Origin of the sequence: Stieleria neptunia (genome assembly GCF_007754155.1) — a bacterium.
In the GTDB taxonomy this organism is placed as follows: Bacteria; Planctomycetota; Planctomycetia; order Pirellulales; family Pirellulaceae; genus Stieleria; species Stieleria neptunia.
In genome coordinates this window covers 4,040,486-4,054,763 of sequence record NZ_CP037423.1, presented here as the reverse complement: position 1 = coordinate 4,054,763, position 14,278 = coordinate 4,040,486, and the positions used below count along the sequence as shown (strand labels likewise).

Here is a 14,278-nt window from a genome sequence, read left to right as displayed (position 1 = left end):
ATGTCTTAGCGGAACGGCGCGAGCGGGCTGTCGTTTTTGTGAGCCGCGACGCGTAAGCGGCCGGGCACTGCGACGCTGCCCGAGGCCTTACGGCCAGCGGCTCACCATTGACTCAGCAGATCCCGACTCAATCGACAGCCCGCGAGCCGTCCGGTTGCGTCTAAAAACACCATGAAAGACCGGAGGGCTCGCGCCCTGCCGCTAAGCAACGAGCGGAAAATTAGTGGGATAGGCTTCCAGCCTGTCGACGCCGGAATGACAGGCTGGAAGCCTATCCCACTGGGAAAATCCGACACTTATTATCCGTGCGTTGCTAACAAGCAACCGACGTGTCGGCGGATTCCGAGCGGCGTCCGGCGAATCTGCTATCCGCTACACGCCAGCGTGATGCGGATTTCGTCGTAGCTGACTTCGCCGTTGAAATGATCAAAGATCGGTTTCATTTTTCCGTCACCGGCCAAATGCTTGTTTGCCAACACGCGTTGGGCCGTTTCCGGTTTCACCCAGGGCGTCGGGTCGCTGATGCCGTGATGCCGGATGTAGTCGGCCAGGTATTTGACAACGGTGCTTGGGGCGCGGGACATCTTGTTCGCGACCGATTCAATTGAATCGCCCGAACGAAAATAGTCAAACGCGGCCAACGAACTGCTGGAGGGAAAAAACGTTCCACTTCCGGCGGAAACGCTCGATCCCTTTCCGGTCGCCGTCAGCTTCGATGTCCCTTTCCCATGCAGCAGACGCCGGCCCGATTCGGTGAGGGTCAGCGTCTGGTATTGCCCGCTGCGAACCAGGTATTTCTGGCTGATCAGTTGTTCGATCCAGACCTTGATTGCCATCGGTCCATGGTCGGCGAGTGCGCCGAAGCTGTTCAGACGGTCGTGATTGAACTGGACGACACGCTTGTCGGATTTTCCCGCAAGCACCCGCGCGGCATGACCGGCTCCGAATCGTTGCTTCAAATCCGTGACACAAGAAAGAACCGTTCGGCTGATGTCAGCCGAATCATCGTGCAGTTCTAACTCTCCGAGGCAAACGTCACAGGCACCGCAACGCATCACGCCGTAGTCCTGTCCGAAGTATTCGACGATGGCTTTGTGTCGACACGTGATGCCGTTGCAAAGCTCGAACATGGCCTGCAGCGATTGCAGGGCCACTTGGCCGCCTTCGCCGTGCATGATGTCTTTCCAGACCTGAAAATCACGCGGGCTGTGTAGCAAGACACATTCTGAATCCAGGCCGTCGCGGCCGGCTCGACCGCTTTCTTGCTGATAATGCTCGACAGATTTGGGCATTCCGGCGTGGATCACAAATCGAATATCCGGTTTATCGATTCCCATGCCAAAGGCGATGGTCGCGACCATGATGTCGCAGCGTCCCTGCATGAAGCTGTCCTGGTTCGCTTTGCGCTGCGGACCGGTCATGCCGGCATGGTACGGTTTGGCTCTCAGCCCCAGCGTCCGCAAGGCTTGGGTCGTCGTATCGACTTCGCGACGGCTGAGACAATACACGATGCCCGATTCGCCCCGATGACGATTGGCAACGTCCATGATCTGCTGCATCTTTTGCCCCGCTCGCATCATCCGATACGTCAAATTGGGGCGATCAAAACTTCCGACCAGAAAACTCGGTTCGGAAAGCCCCAATTGGCGCGCGATGTCTCGGCGCACGGGCTCCGAAGCGGTCGCGGTGAAGGCATGAACGAAGGCGTCGGGGAACACCTGCTTGAGCGTTTTCAGCTCCTGATACTCGGGACGAAAATCGTGCCCCCACTGGCTGACGCAATGGGCTTCATCGATCGCGAAGTAGCGGACACATTGCTGCTGCCGCAAGAAACCCAGCGTTTTGGGAGAGAGCAAGCGTTCGGGAGCCAGGTAGAGCAGTCGAAGGTCGCCCTGACGAATCCGATCGGCAACGTCGCGTTTTTCCGTTTCGTCTTGCGTGCTGTTGACGAAGGCCGCCGCGATGCCCTTTTGTTTCAACGCGTCAACTTGATCCTTCATCAACGAAATCAGCGGCGACACCACGACCGCCAAGTCGCCGGCACCAGAACCTTTGTTCCCATGAAGCCCGTTGCACAAGGCCGGGGCTTGAAAGCAAATCGATTTGCCGGCTCCGGTGGGCAGCACCGTCAGGCTGTCGCGACCTTCCAGAATGGTCCGAATCGATTGCTCTTGAAGGGGGCGAAAGGAATCGAAGCCCCAGAATTGTTTCAACACGCGCCGTACATCGTCCATCGGTCTCTCCCAATTACTTGTGTGCAAATGACAAAAGTGAATCGGGTAGTCCGATGCCTCGGCGATGAGTTGAGAATTGTGATTCCAAACATCAACTTGCCGAGCGGCGATCAGTTCGCTGGGCGAATCATTGCAACTTCACCAGAACAAGTCAACCATTTTTTCAACCGGACGACTCCAGCGGGACGCGTTAGCGGTCGGCGCGGGGTAAGTTCAAAACCTTCACGCGTCACTGGCTCACGCCCAATGCCATCTACTTTGGCACTAAAGGTGTTAGCGGAACGGCGCGAGCCGTCCGGTCGCGCTTCAAAAACACCGTGAAAGACCGGAGGGCTCGCGCCCTACCGCTAACAAAAACACCCCGCTTGGCGTCAAAGTAGATTTCATTGGGCTCACGCCACGTGCTGGGATGATACGCCAGCGGGACGCCTTGCCCTCCGCTGCACCAACGCATCCGATAGAATGAAACCTCCGCATCGCCCGAACCTGTTTCGAAGAGCCCTACCGGATGAGCGTTCCCGAGTCTTTCCAGTACATTCATCTGCCGTGTGGCGAGTACACGGAGATCAGTGGCGCCGAGTTTGAATCGGTCGCCAATCCGCTGTCGGGAATCCAGACCACACTCTGCGCCCACTGCGGAGAGCAAGACGACGTGGGAGAATTCTGTTGGGAAGGTTGGGAGGAAACGATCGCCGATTACTACGACCGACTGTTGGCGCAAATCCCAGAGCGGGAACGGGAGCGTGCCGGACGCCCGGGCATGTTCAAGTACCTGGTCATGGGCGGTGTCGCCGGATTGGCCGCCGGCGTCTTCGTCGGATTGGTGCTGGGCCGGCTGGGGCCGATCGCGGCGATCGTCGGCGGGTTGATCGCCGTGTTGCTATTGACCTCAATCGGAGTGCTGATGGGGTTCCTGCACTTCGAAAAGAAGGTCGTGGCGCCGGTCGTCAAAAAGTATTGGAACGTGGAGGATGTCCGGTTGCTGGTCGAAAGTTGATGATTTAACCATCACGACGGTTCGTTGAACGGCAGTCCTTTGCATCATCTGGGCCCCGGGGCTATGTTGATTGTCGTGCTTTAGTACGCCGCCGGGGCGTTCCTCTTCTTCGATCCGGTTAGCAATGTCCAGTGAGCCACGAGCGAGTCGAATCGGCGAACCCACCTGGGAAATCGCCAACCTTTATCCCCGCCAAGGCGCATGGTCGGAAACCGACTACTTGGGATTGGATGCGGGAAGCTTGGTCGAATTCGACAGCGGAGTGTTGGAAATCCTGCGCATGCCAACGGAATTGCATCAAGCCATCACACTCTGCCTGTGGCTTCAGATTCAAACCTTCATCAAAACCAATCGCCATGCGGAAGGCGTTTGCTTGGTCGCTCCACTGCCGGTTCGTTTGTGGGAAGGGAAGTTCCGTGAGCCTGATGTGATGTACATGTCAGCAGAGAACCGCGAGCAGCGGACGCCCAAGTTTTGGAAGGGCGCCGACCTGGTGATGGAGATTGTCAGCGAGAGCGATCCGGATCGCGATTGGATCGAGAAGCGGCACGAATATGCAAAAGCCGGCATCAGCGAATATTGGATTGTCGATCCGCGCGATCGAAGCATCACCGTCTTGGGGCTCTCCGAATCGGAATCCAGCTACCGCGAGCTGAGCCGAACCTGCGACGGCCAGCAGGCACGTTCGCGATTGCTGGATGGATTTGCCGTTGATGTTTCTACCGTGTTCGATCGCCCCGAGGTGATTCAGTAGCGGTGTCACGCATGCCCCAACCCGACCCAATGATTCGCGACCGCCACTGGAGTCATGGGTTCTGGTGGGCGGCGCTGGCGTTGCTCGTGTTCGGTCTGCCTCAATGCAGTCTGCTGGTCAACAAAGCGATGACGTGGATTCCGCTGGGCAACAGCATTTTCAGTCCGACGCACTTTGCGATTAGCTTCGCGATCTACGGCGTTTCGACGGCGGTCTCGTTCGCATCCGGTCTGGTCATCCTGGCCGCCATCTTGCTCCGCGCCGGAAGTGGTTGGAAGCGTTTGTTGATGGCGGCAGGGTACGTGGCCTTTCACTGCATGATGACGGGGCTGGTGTTGGCCGTCACACATTACCGCTGGATCGAATACGCGATGCAAGACGACACGGAATTCCTGAGAATGGTCGCACATCTGCTCCTGTCGCCGGCGCTGTCCTTTGCGTCGGTGTTTCCGGCCGCGGTGATGCAATTTTTCCGCGGATGGACGATCACACGTGGTTGGCCGGAATCAAATCGTCAACGCGTCAACGTGCTGGCGCTGATGGAATGGGTGCTGGTGAGCGCGTTGATTTTCACGTTCGTTCGATTGTCATTTGTCGCCAATTACCAGTCCAACGCCAACGCATTCTTTTACGAAGCCTTGATGGTGATGTTACCGGCGATCGGGCTGGGAATTGTGACGATGCTGCTGTTTCGCTGGATCCTGTGTGTTGATGCGTCGCCGCGCCGTTTCCTCTTCCTGTCGATGATTGCGTTGATTCAGGTTTCCGTCTTCGCCGCCGCCTATATCACTCTACAAGTCGAGGACGACCCCATCGGGCCGAATCTGAACTTGCAATACAGCATCGCCCCGTTGTCGACGTGCGCGACCGGAACACTGATCGCGGCCGCCGCCGTCGGTTGTCTGCGCAAGCTCGGGTATCGATTGCACACCAGCGCGACACGTTAGCGAGCGGCGCGTGGTGAAACCACAGCCATCACGCGCCACTGGCTGACACCCGATGCCACCTAATTTGACGCCAAGCGGGGTGTTTTGTTAGCGGCAGGGCGCAAGCCCTCCGGTCTTTCACGGTGTTTTTGAAGCGCGACCGGACGGCTCGCGCCGTTCCGCTAACACCTTTAGGCCAAAGGACGTGGCATTGATCTCACGCCACGTGCTGACGTGATCACTTCATCTTGATGCGGCACAAGAACTTGTCCGCGGTGATGTACAGGTACGTTTCTTCGGCATCGAAGGTGCAGTTACTGACGCGACCGCCGGTGATGATGCGACCGAGTAACTTGCCGACCGGAGAGAGCACGTAGATCGCGCCGGGGCCGCTGCCGAAGATCGTTCCGTCTGTTTTGACGGTCATCCCGTCGGGAAGTCCCGGATACTCCTCCATCGCCGGCTTGGCGTCATGTAGGACCTTGCCCTGGGCGAGTTTTCCGTCGTCGCCGATCGGAAATGCCATCCAGATCGGGCGCTCGGGATCACTCTGCGCGACGTAGAGTGTTTTTTCGTCCGGCGACAAGGCGATCCCGTTGGGCCGCGTCATCTCCTTGGTCAGCAACGTCAGCGAGCCATCGACGCCGAGTCGATAGACGCCACAGAAATCGAGTTCGCGGCGCGGGTCGTCGGCGCGTTCGGGCAACCCGTAGGGCGGGTCGGTGAAGTACAGGTTGCCGGATTTGTCGAACGTCAAATCGTTGGGGCTGTTGAGTCGTTTGCCTTGGTAGCGATCGACCAAGGTCCGTTTGCCGCCGCCGCGCGATAGAACTGAAACGCGACGGTCACCGTGCTCGCACATCGTCAACCGATGTTCTGCATCGAGCGTCAGTCCGTTGGAGCCGGGTTCCAGACCGTAGTAGCTGACACCGGTGTAGCCGCTCGGTCGCATGAACAATTCCACGCCGCGCGACTGGGACCAACGGAAGATGCTGTTGCGCGGGATGTCGGAGAACAGCAAATGACCGCCACCATCGTCCGCGATCCAGACCGGACCCTCGGTCCACGTGAATCCCCCCGCCAGCACTTCGATCTTGGAGGCGGCATCGGCGTAGGTTTCCATCTCCGGCGCCAAGACTTCGATCTGGCCGATGGTGGAGGGCGTTTGCGCGACGCCGCAGGTGGCGACACCGAGCAACAGCAGACTGAGTAGTTTTCGCATCGAGTTGAATCAAAAGGAAAGGAAGGGCGATTATTCCGCGTCCTTTAGTGTATCCAAATCGTTTTCCGGTTTGCGAATTTGTGCCCGAGGTTTTTCGGTAATGGTTCCGGGGACCAACCAGGGGCCGGTGGAATGTTCCTTGATGATGCGGAACAGTTCGGTGTTGTCGATCGACTCGACCTCCAACAACCGCTGCGTGATCGCTTCGAGCACCTCGCGGCGTTGGGTCAGGATTTCGCGGGTTTGGGTGAGCGCGTCTTCGACAATCCTGGACACTTCCTTGTCGATCAGTTTGGCGGTGTCTTCTCCGTACGTCATGCTGTGTCCGTTGCCGCCGCCGCCGGCCAGGAACGGGGACGCGGTGCTGCGGCGATAATTGATGCGTCCCAGCCGGCTCATGCCAAAGTCCATCACCATGCTGCGGGCGATTTCGGTACACCGTTCCAGGTCGTTCTGTGCTCCGGTGCTGATGTCCTGCAACACCATTTCCTCGGCCAGCGTGCCACCCAGCAGGACCTTCATGCGGCTTTCCAATTCCAGCTTGGTCATCAGATAGCGTTCCGATTCGGGACGCTGCATGGTGTAGCCCAGCGCGGCGAATCCGCGCGGAATGATGCTGACCTTGTGAACCGGATCGGTGTTGGGCAGCGCGGCGGCGACCAGGGCGTGGGCGGCTTCGTGATAGGCCACGCGGATTTTTTCGTCCTCGTTCATCACACGGTTTTTCTTTTCCAAGCCGGCGGTCACGCGATCGACCGCTTCGTCGAACTCGGTCGTGCTGACGGCCGATTTGTCCGCCCGCGCCGCCAACAGCGCCGCTTCGTTGACCAGATTGGCCAAGTCGGCGCCGACAAAACCGCTGGTGATCGACGCGATGTGTCGGATGTCGACCTCGTCGTCCAATTTCACGCTGCGGACGTGGACCTTCAAAATCGCTTCGCGGCCGGCGACATCGGGACGGTCGACCAAGACTTGACGGTCAAAACGTCCCGGGCGCAACAGTGCCGGGTCGAGTGTTTCGGGTCGGTTGGTGGCCGCGACAACGATCACGCCGTTGTTGGAATCGAACCCATCCATTTCCACCAACAATGCGTTGAGCGTTTGCTCGCGTTCGTCGTGGCCGCCGACGACGCTGCCCGAACGGCTTTTGCCGAGCGCGTCGAGTTCGTCGATAAAAATGATGCACGGCGCACGGTTGGTCGCTTGCTGAAACATGTCGCGAACACGGGCCGCCCCGACGCCGACGAACATTTCGACAAAGTCGCTGCCCGAAAGGCTAAAAAATGGAACGCTGGCCTCACCGGCGATCGCTTTGGCCAACAGCGTTTTGCCGGTCCCGGGCGGGCCGACCAGCAACACTCCCTTGGGGATCCGGCCACCGAGCGCCTGGTATTTTTCGCTGTTCTTAAGAAAGTCGACGACCTCGCGGACCTCTTCGACCGCTTCGTCGATTCCCGCGGCGTCTTCGAAGGAGATCGACAGGTCTTCTTGGCCGTGCAGTTTGCCGCGGCTGCGGGAGAACGACATCGGGGAACCGACTCCGCCGATCCGCCGCAACATGATCACACCGATGGCGATGATCGCGCCCAGCATGAACAAATTGAACCAATTGTCCGCCAGCCAACGATTGGGACGGGCGTTGTCCCAGGTCACGCCCGAATCGCGCAAGAGTTGGTCAAAGTAGGCATCCTGGGTTTCATTCTGCACGCGGATGGTCTTGAAATCCGTCTTCGTCGGCACGTTCTCGGGGTCATCCTCCGCTTTTCGGCCCGAGCCCAACGACCGATACATCACCGTCCCGGTGATTTCCTCGTCGCCGAGTAAAACGAGCTGCAAATCGGAAAACTCCAGCTGAATCTTGGGATCCTTGGGCGAATCCACCACCACCCTGGGCGTTTCCACCTGACCGCCTTCGCGCTCCGCTTTCTTTTGTTTGCCGTGTTCGACGAGCAATTTGGCCAGATCGGGGTAACGCAGCGAGCGGGTGTTTTGCCCGAACAACAGGGCACTCATCATCACCGCCAAGATCACGCCGATGATGACCAACCAGACGCCGCCGGTCCGCGTTTCTCGCGACGGTGCGTCGCCACCTCGTTCGTTTTGATCGTCGGAACCGCGATTGGATCGTTTCTTGTCACTCATCGAAGATTGATATCAGCGTCGAAAGATGGGGAAGAGAGGCGACGTCGGTCACCAAGGCGTAGGGTGGTTCGAACGAGGCGCACCAGGTCGGCGCGCAGTATCCGTGCCGTGACTCGTGCCGTGTCCGCTTTGCCGCGAATCGAGCAAATTAATCGAATCCGACCCAATCACACGCTATTGTTCGGTCCAATCGCACGCGGGACAACCCACCGCGGGCCGAGCATACCGCAAGGTCGGGTCGTAACAATCAGCCGGATCGTCCATGATAAAGGTTTCAAGGGATTCTACCGGAGCTGATGGAACCGTCGCCGTGACAAAACTCTCAACCGTCCCCCCCCGCGAATCCGAGTCGTCTGCCGATCGCTCCCAACGATCGACGGTCAACGTCGCCGTCCTGGGGGCGACCGGAAGCATCGGCACGTCGACCGCCGAAGTGATCGGGCATTTGAATCGGATCGACCCGGACCATGCCTGGCGGTTGTGGGCTGCATCGGGGCACAACAATCTGGACGTGTTGGAAACGCTGGCTGGGCAGGCCGGTCGTGATGGCCGAGCGCCGGCGCGACTGATTTTTTCCGATCCCTCGTCGATCTCGCCCGAAACGGCGACGCGGCGATTCGAATCCCTGCTGGGCGAGCCGGGTGGACTGCGATTCGGCCCCGACCAATTGGTCGACGCCGCACGCGACGCCGACGTCGACGTGGTGGTCGCAGCGATCGTCGGCCGCGCGGGGTTGGAAAGCACCGTGGCGGCGGTCGAGGCCGGCAAACGGGTGGCGCTTGCCAACAAGGAAACGCTGGTGGTCGCCGGCGGCTTGGTCAGCGAAAAAGCGGCCCAATCCGACGCCCAGCTGCTGCCGGTCGACAGCGAGCATTCGGCGATCTGGCAGTGCATCGCCCATTCACCGAGCCCCGCCAAGCGGCTGATCCTGACCGCCAGCGGCGGACCATTTCGGTCGGCCAGCGCGGCGGAAATGCGAGAGGCCACGCCGGACGGCGCCCTGGCGCACCCCACCTGGCAGATGGGGCGGAAAATTTCGATCGATTCGGCGACAATGATGAACAAGGCGCTGGAGATCATTGAAGCCAGATGGCTGTTTGACGTCTCGGCTGACCAAATCGAGGTGATGATCCATCCGCAATCGATCATCCATTCGATGGTGGAATTCCAAGACAGCTCGGTGCTGGCGCAACTCAGTCCACCGGACATGCGATTGCCGATTCAGTATGCTCTGACGCACCCCAGACGTCTGCGTTGCCCGACACCGCCGCTGGATCGCCAACAGACCTGGGATCTGAGTCTGCAACCGGTCGATTTGGACCGTTTTCCGGCGTTGACACTCGGTTTTGAGGTCGCGCGGGTCGGCGGGACGGCCGGCGCGGTGGTCAATGCGGCCAACGAAGTCGCGGTCGGTCTATTCCTGGACGGCGAAATTCGGTTTACTGACATTGTCCCCCTGTGCCAAAAAACGCTCGAAAATCATACCTTCGAGCAGCGGCCCGGTTTGGCCCGCCTGCTGGAATTAGACCAATGGGCACGCCAAGAAACGCGGCACTGTGCCGAACGCCTTTCATCCCCTCCTCGTAGATAACCAACGATATGATCAGCGATCTGTTCCTCCTGCTAGCCGAATCCGAACCGGAGGGTCTGATGGCGGTGGGAAGCAAATTCCTGCTCTGGACGCGGGTGGCGCTCGGCATCGGCCTGGTCATCTTCGTCCACGAACTGGGGCATTTTGTCGCCGCAAAGACTTTCGGCGTCAAATGCGAAAAGTTTTACGTGGGCTTTGACCCGCCGATGAAGATCGGCCCGATCAAGCTGCCGTCGACGCTCGGCAAATTCACCTACGGCGAGACGGAATACGGGATCGGGATCATCCCGTTGGGCGGCTACGTCAAAATGCTCGGCCAGGACGATGACCCGCGAAAGATGAAAGACGAAGCGGCCCGGGCGCGTCAGTTGGCCGGCGACGAAGAGGTCGACGACGATCACGACGCTGAATCGGAACAGCCCGCGGCGAGTGAATGGGCGGAACTGGATCCCCGCAGCCTGCCCGCCAAACCTGTCTGGCAACGGATGATCATCATGAGCGCCGGGGTGTTCATGAACGTCGTGACCGGTGCCATGTTCGCCGCCGTCGCGTTCTTTTATGGCGTCCCCTACACCCCCGCCGTCATCGGCGGCGTGACCCCGGGCGGCCCCGCTTGGCAAGCCGGCATCGAACCGGGCGGACAAGTCGTCTCGGTCGATGGCATGGACGACGCCCAAATGCACTTCCGCGAGATGCGTTCGGCAATCTTGCATGCCGGGCTGGAAACCCCCGACCGGCCGATCCCGTTGACCGTCGCGTTCGACAGCCGCAATGTTCAATACGAGCTCGTCACCCAGCCCCATCCGCTGCAAAATCGGTTTCGGATGATCGGCATCACCAGCCCGACCTCCACCGCACTGAGCGATTCCGAAAACGCGGCCCCCCGCAGCGTCGCCGCGGACGTGCTGACCGAGCAGGATCTCGGCGCGACCATCGTCTCGTTTGACGGCACCGCGATCGACGAAAACGCCATGGTCCCCGGCACGCCGTTCTTCGATTATCTGAACACCCATCCCGAAAAGACGATCAACTTGGGTCTGCGTCGCGCCGACGGCAGCGCGCATGAAGTCGAATTGCCGCCGCAGCCATCAAAGTGGATCGGGATCCGCACCACCGCCGGACCGGTCACCGCACTGGTCACCAACGGCCCCGCGGAAAAAGCCGGCATGCAAGTCGGCGACGTGATCGAAGCGGTGGGCGAGGTCACGGCGCCCGACGGAGAGCAATTGGTGCTGCTTCTGGCGCGGCGCGAACCGATCGTGTTGACGGTCCGTCGCGGCGACGAAACGCTGGATATCGAAATCAGCCCCGACGATTCACCGCAAACCCTTTCCCCCACCTACGGCACCGGCGACAGGGCATCGATCAACGCCTATGGATTCGCCTTTGAATTGCCCGCCACCCTCAGCGCGTTCAACCGAGAACACCTGGTCAAGGGCGACCAGCTGCAGCCGACCGACGAACTGAAGAGCATCACGCTGCTGGCGAGCAACGATTTCCCCGACGAATTCTCGTCCGGTCCGCTCGCCGGCCTGGTCGAAGAATTGTCCAAGGGATGGAAATTTGATGAAGTCAAAACGGCGACAGGGTTCTTCGAGTCGATTCAATCGCTGCCCGAAGGGACCACGTTCAAAGTACTGGCCGAACGGGCTGAGACCGGTGTGATTATCGAATCGGTGGTGAAGCTGACGGCCGACGAGCGCGTCCGGTTCGAACGCGGACTCGGCTTGGTCGCGTCGGAAAAAATCCAGACGGCGAGCTCCTTGAAGGAAGCGTCGGTGCTGGGGATTCGTGAGTGCCGGCGCCGACTCGGCGAAGTCTTTCGGTTCCTCAACATGCTGGTCCATGGCAGCGTCAGCAAGGATCAAGTCGGCGGACCGATCAAGATTTTCCAAGTCGCCGGCAGCGAAGCCGAACGCGGCGTTTCGGCCCAACTGCTGTTCTTGACGATGCTCAGCATGAATCTGGCGGTTCTAAATTTCCTGCCGATTCCCGTCCTGGATGGTGGTCACATGGTGTTTTTGATCTGCGAAGCGATCATGGGTCGCCGGGTGAACGAAGAACTGGAAATGCGATTGACGCTGGTCGGCGGGCTGATGCTGTTGGCGCTGATGGTGTTCGTGTTTTTCAATGATTTGATCAACATCTGAGTGACGCAGCGGAGGGCTGGCGGGCCATCGCTGTAATGGGATTGGTCGAGACGATGGTGAGCCGCTGGCCGTAAGGCCTCGGGCAGCGCCTCGATGCCCGGCCGTTTACGCGTCGCGGCTCACTCAATCGACAGCCCGCTGGCGCCCTGCCGCCAACGAGCAACCGACCGGAGGGCTCGCGCCCTGCCGCTAACAGTAGCTGGCCGGCCGCTTCGCTTCCGCATCTTCCGTCTGTAGCGGCGTGGCCGGACGCAACGGTCGCCGCCAACGTGACTGTTGCGACTGTCCTCCACGTTGCGAGCGTGGTTCTCGTTGAACGTATCAGTCACGGTGCGCTGCCACCCCCGTGGTGCTGTCGCCACATTCGCGACACTTTCTTGCATGGGCATCACTCGGGCGTCGATATCACTCTTGTTCGATTAACCCTCGAATCGATTTGCAACTGACGACCCTCCCTCCCTACGTCGGTTGAGATCGCGGCGCATCGGAGCATCGACGTCTGCCGTCCTGACCCCAAAAACTGTCTGATCACGCTGGATCCCTAGGATCGGCGCGACGATGGTTGGGCAGACGTCGCTGCTCGCCCGCGATCCCTTCCAACGCATCACCGCTCGCTCGCCGCCTCCCAATCGGCAACGATCGGCTGAGAAACTGCCGAGGGCCCTCTCGGTTGCTGCGCGCCCTCTCCCAACGACGCGCGGTTCACGGGTCAATCGATGCCTTCCCACTTCGATTTTAGCGCCACTCCCTTTTTAGGAGGCACCATGGCCAAGAAAGACACCTACCGCGTGGTTACACGCGGCCGCGATGGTTCGTTGATGATTTCCGACTATCCCTCCATCGCACCGCTGATGCAGTCGCACCAGCAGATCGGCATTGATGACTGCAGCACCGACCTGGCTCTCCGCGGGATGCCCGTATTCCGTGGCTTGATCGGTCCGATGCCCGAAGGCAAAAACATCGTGCGTTACGAAACGCCCGAGGTCTTTGAAGTGTTGACGAAAGAGTGGATGAACGCGAAACCGCGCAAGCGTCGACGTCGCACCGCGGCGCAGATCGCCGAAGAAGCCGCGCTCGCCTTGGAGCTCGAATCGCAGATGGCGTCGTCCTAGACAAGTGGGATAGGCTTCCAGCCTGTCAGCGGTCAACGTGGGATAGGCTTCCAGCCTACCGGACACCAAGCACTCGCTCGAGCGCTTCCACTCGACGGACATGCGGCGAGTCCGTCCAACCGGCCAACGGCAGCGTGACCGAACCGTCACCGCGAATCGTCGTGTCCGCGTGATGGACACCCGGCACGGCGGCGGGCAGGTAGGCGTGCGCAAGTGGCTCGCCGGGATCCACTCCACCGATTTGCAGACGCACCGGAGTGGCGACCTGACCGACCGGGCTGCCGACGCGAATCGTCGGTTCAAGCGGTGACGATAAATCCGACGGCGAGACTTGATTGTTCCGCCAACGGATCACGGTGCGCAGATTCTGGTCAGCGGTCATCCGCAACAGACTGACGCGTGAGACGATCGGATCACCACCGTCATCGATCGGCAACGCCAGCTCGTTCCAGCGGGCAATCCAGCGGATCAACAGTTCGCCGGCGATCACTTCCTGGCCCGATTCAAACGGCGCACCACCGACCACAACCACGGTGGAGCGGCTGTTGCGAAAATGTTCGTGCAATCGATCGGGTTCCGCCCCGGTCGGCGTGACCGTTTCTGCCGCCCCGCCCGATAGGCCGCCCAGCCGTTCGTGCAATCGTGAAAGCAGACCGATCGTGGCCGTGGGCGTGTATTCCATCGCCGCCCCCGACCGGTTCAAACGTTCTTTCAATCGCGGCGTGCGCGGATCCAGATTGCCGATCACCCAGAAATACTCGGCGCGACGAACCGCATCGCCCAGCGTGGTGCCCAACAAACCGTCACGGGCGATCGTTTGATCGAGCGCCCGCGAGCAGGCGGTGTCGGCGATTCGCAGCTGGATCCGGCCCGCGTTGACCAGCGTCTCCAACGTTTTCGCTTCCGCGATCGTCGCCCCGTTGAACTCGACGACCGGAGTCGGAGGGAGCGTGAGCGATTCACCGAGGGCATGCCAATCGATCGAATCGATGGCCTGAGATCCGATCCTGGCGGAGGGCGTTCGAACCGCCGCCGCCAATTCGTTGCGTGCCAGTTCACACGGCACATCGGTCTCGCCGCTGGCGGCATCGACGCGCACGTCATCGCAGCACAGCGGACAAAACGGACAGACGATCGGATCGTTGGGCAT

10 protein-coding genes are annotated in these 14,278 nt (G+C 60.1%); 6 read left to right on the top strand and 4 right to left on the bottom strand.

The window, feature by feature from the left end; genetic code table 11:
• Positions 1-365: 365 nt before the first annotated feature.
• Positions 366-2,234 carry a RecQ family ATP-dependent DNA helicase gene (locus Enr13x_RS14090; RefSeq protein ID WP_145386974.1) on the bottom strand — a complete coding sequence of 623 codons (1,869 nt, stop codon included), beginning with the start codon at positions 2,232-2,234 and terminating at the stop codon, positions 366-368.
• A gap of 508 nt (positions 2,235-2,742) precedes the next feature.
• Between Enr13x_RS14090 and Enr13x_RS14085 the strand changes: the two genes are divergently transcribed.
• The 3 genes from Enr13x_RS14085 to Enr13x_RS14075 all read left to right on the top strand — a co-directional run bounded on the left by Enr13x_RS14085 (position 2,743) and on the right by Enr13x_RS14075 (position 4,932).
• Positions 2,743-3,231, top strand: coding sequence for a hypothetical protein (locus tag Enr13x_RS14085; protein ID WP_145386972.1), 489 nt, complete (start codon positions 2,743-2,745; stop codon positions 3,229-3,231).
• Positions 3,232-3,355: 124 nt separating this feature from the next.
• Positions 3,356-3,985 (top strand): Uma2 family endonuclease, encoded by a 630-nt coding sequence (locus Enr13x_RS14080; protein WP_145386970.1) that lies wholly within the window; start codon positions 3,356-3,358, stop codon positions 3,983-3,985.
• Positions 3,986-4,014: 29 nt separating this feature from the next.
• On the top strand, positions 4,015-4,932 hold the full coding sequence (locus Enr13x_RS14075) for a hypothetical protein (protein WP_145386968.1): 918 nt from the start codon (positions 4,015-4,017) through the stop codon (positions 4,930-4,932).
• Positions 4,933-5,149: 217 nt separating this feature from the next.
• Here Enr13x_RS14075 and Enr13x_RS14070 read toward each other — a convergent pair whose 3' ends face one another.
• Positions 5,150-6,133, bottom strand: a complete 984-nt coding sequence (locus Enr13x_RS14070) for an SMP-30/gluconolactonase/LRE family protein (RefSeq protein ID WP_145386966.1) — start codon at positions 6,131-6,133, stop codon at positions 5,150-5,152.
• Between the two features lie 30 nt (positions 6,134-6,163).
• Positions 6,164-8,275 carry an ATP-dependent zinc metalloprotease FtsH gene (ftsH, locus tag Enr13x_RS14065; RefSeq protein WP_145386964.1) on the bottom strand — a complete coding sequence of 704 codons (2,112 nt, stop codon included), beginning with the start codon at positions 8,273-8,275 and terminating at the stop codon, positions 6,164-6,166.
• A 310-nt stretch (positions 8,276-8,585) separates the two neighbouring features.
• Between ftsH and dxr the strand changes: the two genes are divergently transcribed.
• The 3 genes from dxr to Enr13x_RS14050 all read left to right on the top strand — a co-directional run bounded on the left by dxr (position 8,586) and on the right by Enr13x_RS14050 (position 13,128).
• Entirely contained in the window at positions 8,586-9,866 is a 1,281-nt protein-coding gene (gene dxr / locus Enr13x_RS14060) for a 1-deoxy-D-xylulose-5-phosphate reductoisomerase (protein ID WP_390621084.1), read from the top strand.
• Between the two features lie 8 nt (positions 9,867-9,874).
• Positions 9,875-12,016 (top strand): site-2 protease family protein, encoded by a 2,142-nt coding sequence (locus Enr13x_RS14055; protein ID WP_145386960.1) that lies wholly within the window; start codon positions 9,875-9,877, stop codon positions 12,014-12,016.
• 764 nt (positions 12,017-12,780) lie between these two features.
• Positions 12,781-13,128: a hypothetical protein gene (locus Enr13x_RS14050; RefSeq protein WP_095739365.1), complete on the top strand. Its 348-nt coding sequence runs from the start codon at positions 12,781-12,783 to the stop codon at positions 13,126-13,128.
• A gap of 55 nt (positions 13,129-13,183) precedes the next feature.
• Here Enr13x_RS14050 and Enr13x_RS14045 read toward each other — a convergent pair whose 3' ends face one another.
• Positions 13,184-14,278, bottom strand: coding sequence for a molybdopterin-binding domain-containing protein (locus tag Enr13x_RS14045; RefSeq protein WP_145386958.1), 1,095 nt, complete (start codon positions 14,276-14,278; stop codon positions 13,184-13,186).

Bases quoted from the DNA above. Each gene is read 5' to 3' on its own strand.
- Enr13x_RS14090 (WP_145386974.1), bottom strand. From the start codon at position 2,234: ATGGACGATGTACGGCGCGTGTTGAAACAATTCTGGGGCTTCGATTCC.
- Enr13x_RS14085 (WP_145386972.1), top strand. From the start codon at position 2,743: ATGAGCGTTCCCGAGTCTTTCCAGTACATTCATCTGCCGTGTGGCGAG.
- Enr13x_RS14080 (WP_145386970.1), top strand. From the start codon at position 3,356: ATGTCCAGTGAGCCACGAGCGAGTCGAATCGGCGAACCCACCTGGGAA.
- Enr13x_RS14075 (WP_145386968.1), top strand. From the start codon at position 4,015: ATGATTCGCGACCGCCACTGGAGTCATGGGTTCTGGTGGGCGGCGCTG.
- Enr13x_RS14070 (WP_145386966.1), bottom strand. From the start codon at position 6,133: ATGCGAAAACTACTCAGTCTGCTGTTGCTCGGTGTCGCCACCTGCGGC.
- ftsH (WP_145386964.1), bottom strand. From the start codon at position 8,275: ATGAGTGACAAGAAACGATCCAATCGCGGTTCCGACGATCAAAACGAA.
- Enr13x_RS14055 (WP_145386960.1), top strand. From the start codon at position 9,875: ATGATCAGCGATCTGTTCCTCCTGCTAGCCGAATCCGAACCGGAGGGT.
- Enr13x_RS14050 (WP_095739365.1), top strand. From the start codon at position 12,781: ATGGCCAAGAAAGACACCTACCGCGTGGTTACACGCGGCCGCGATGGT.
- Enr13x_RS14045 (WP_145386958.1), bottom strand. From the start codon at position 14,278: ATGCCCAACGATCCGATCGTCTGTCCGTTTTGTCCGCTGTGCTGCGAT.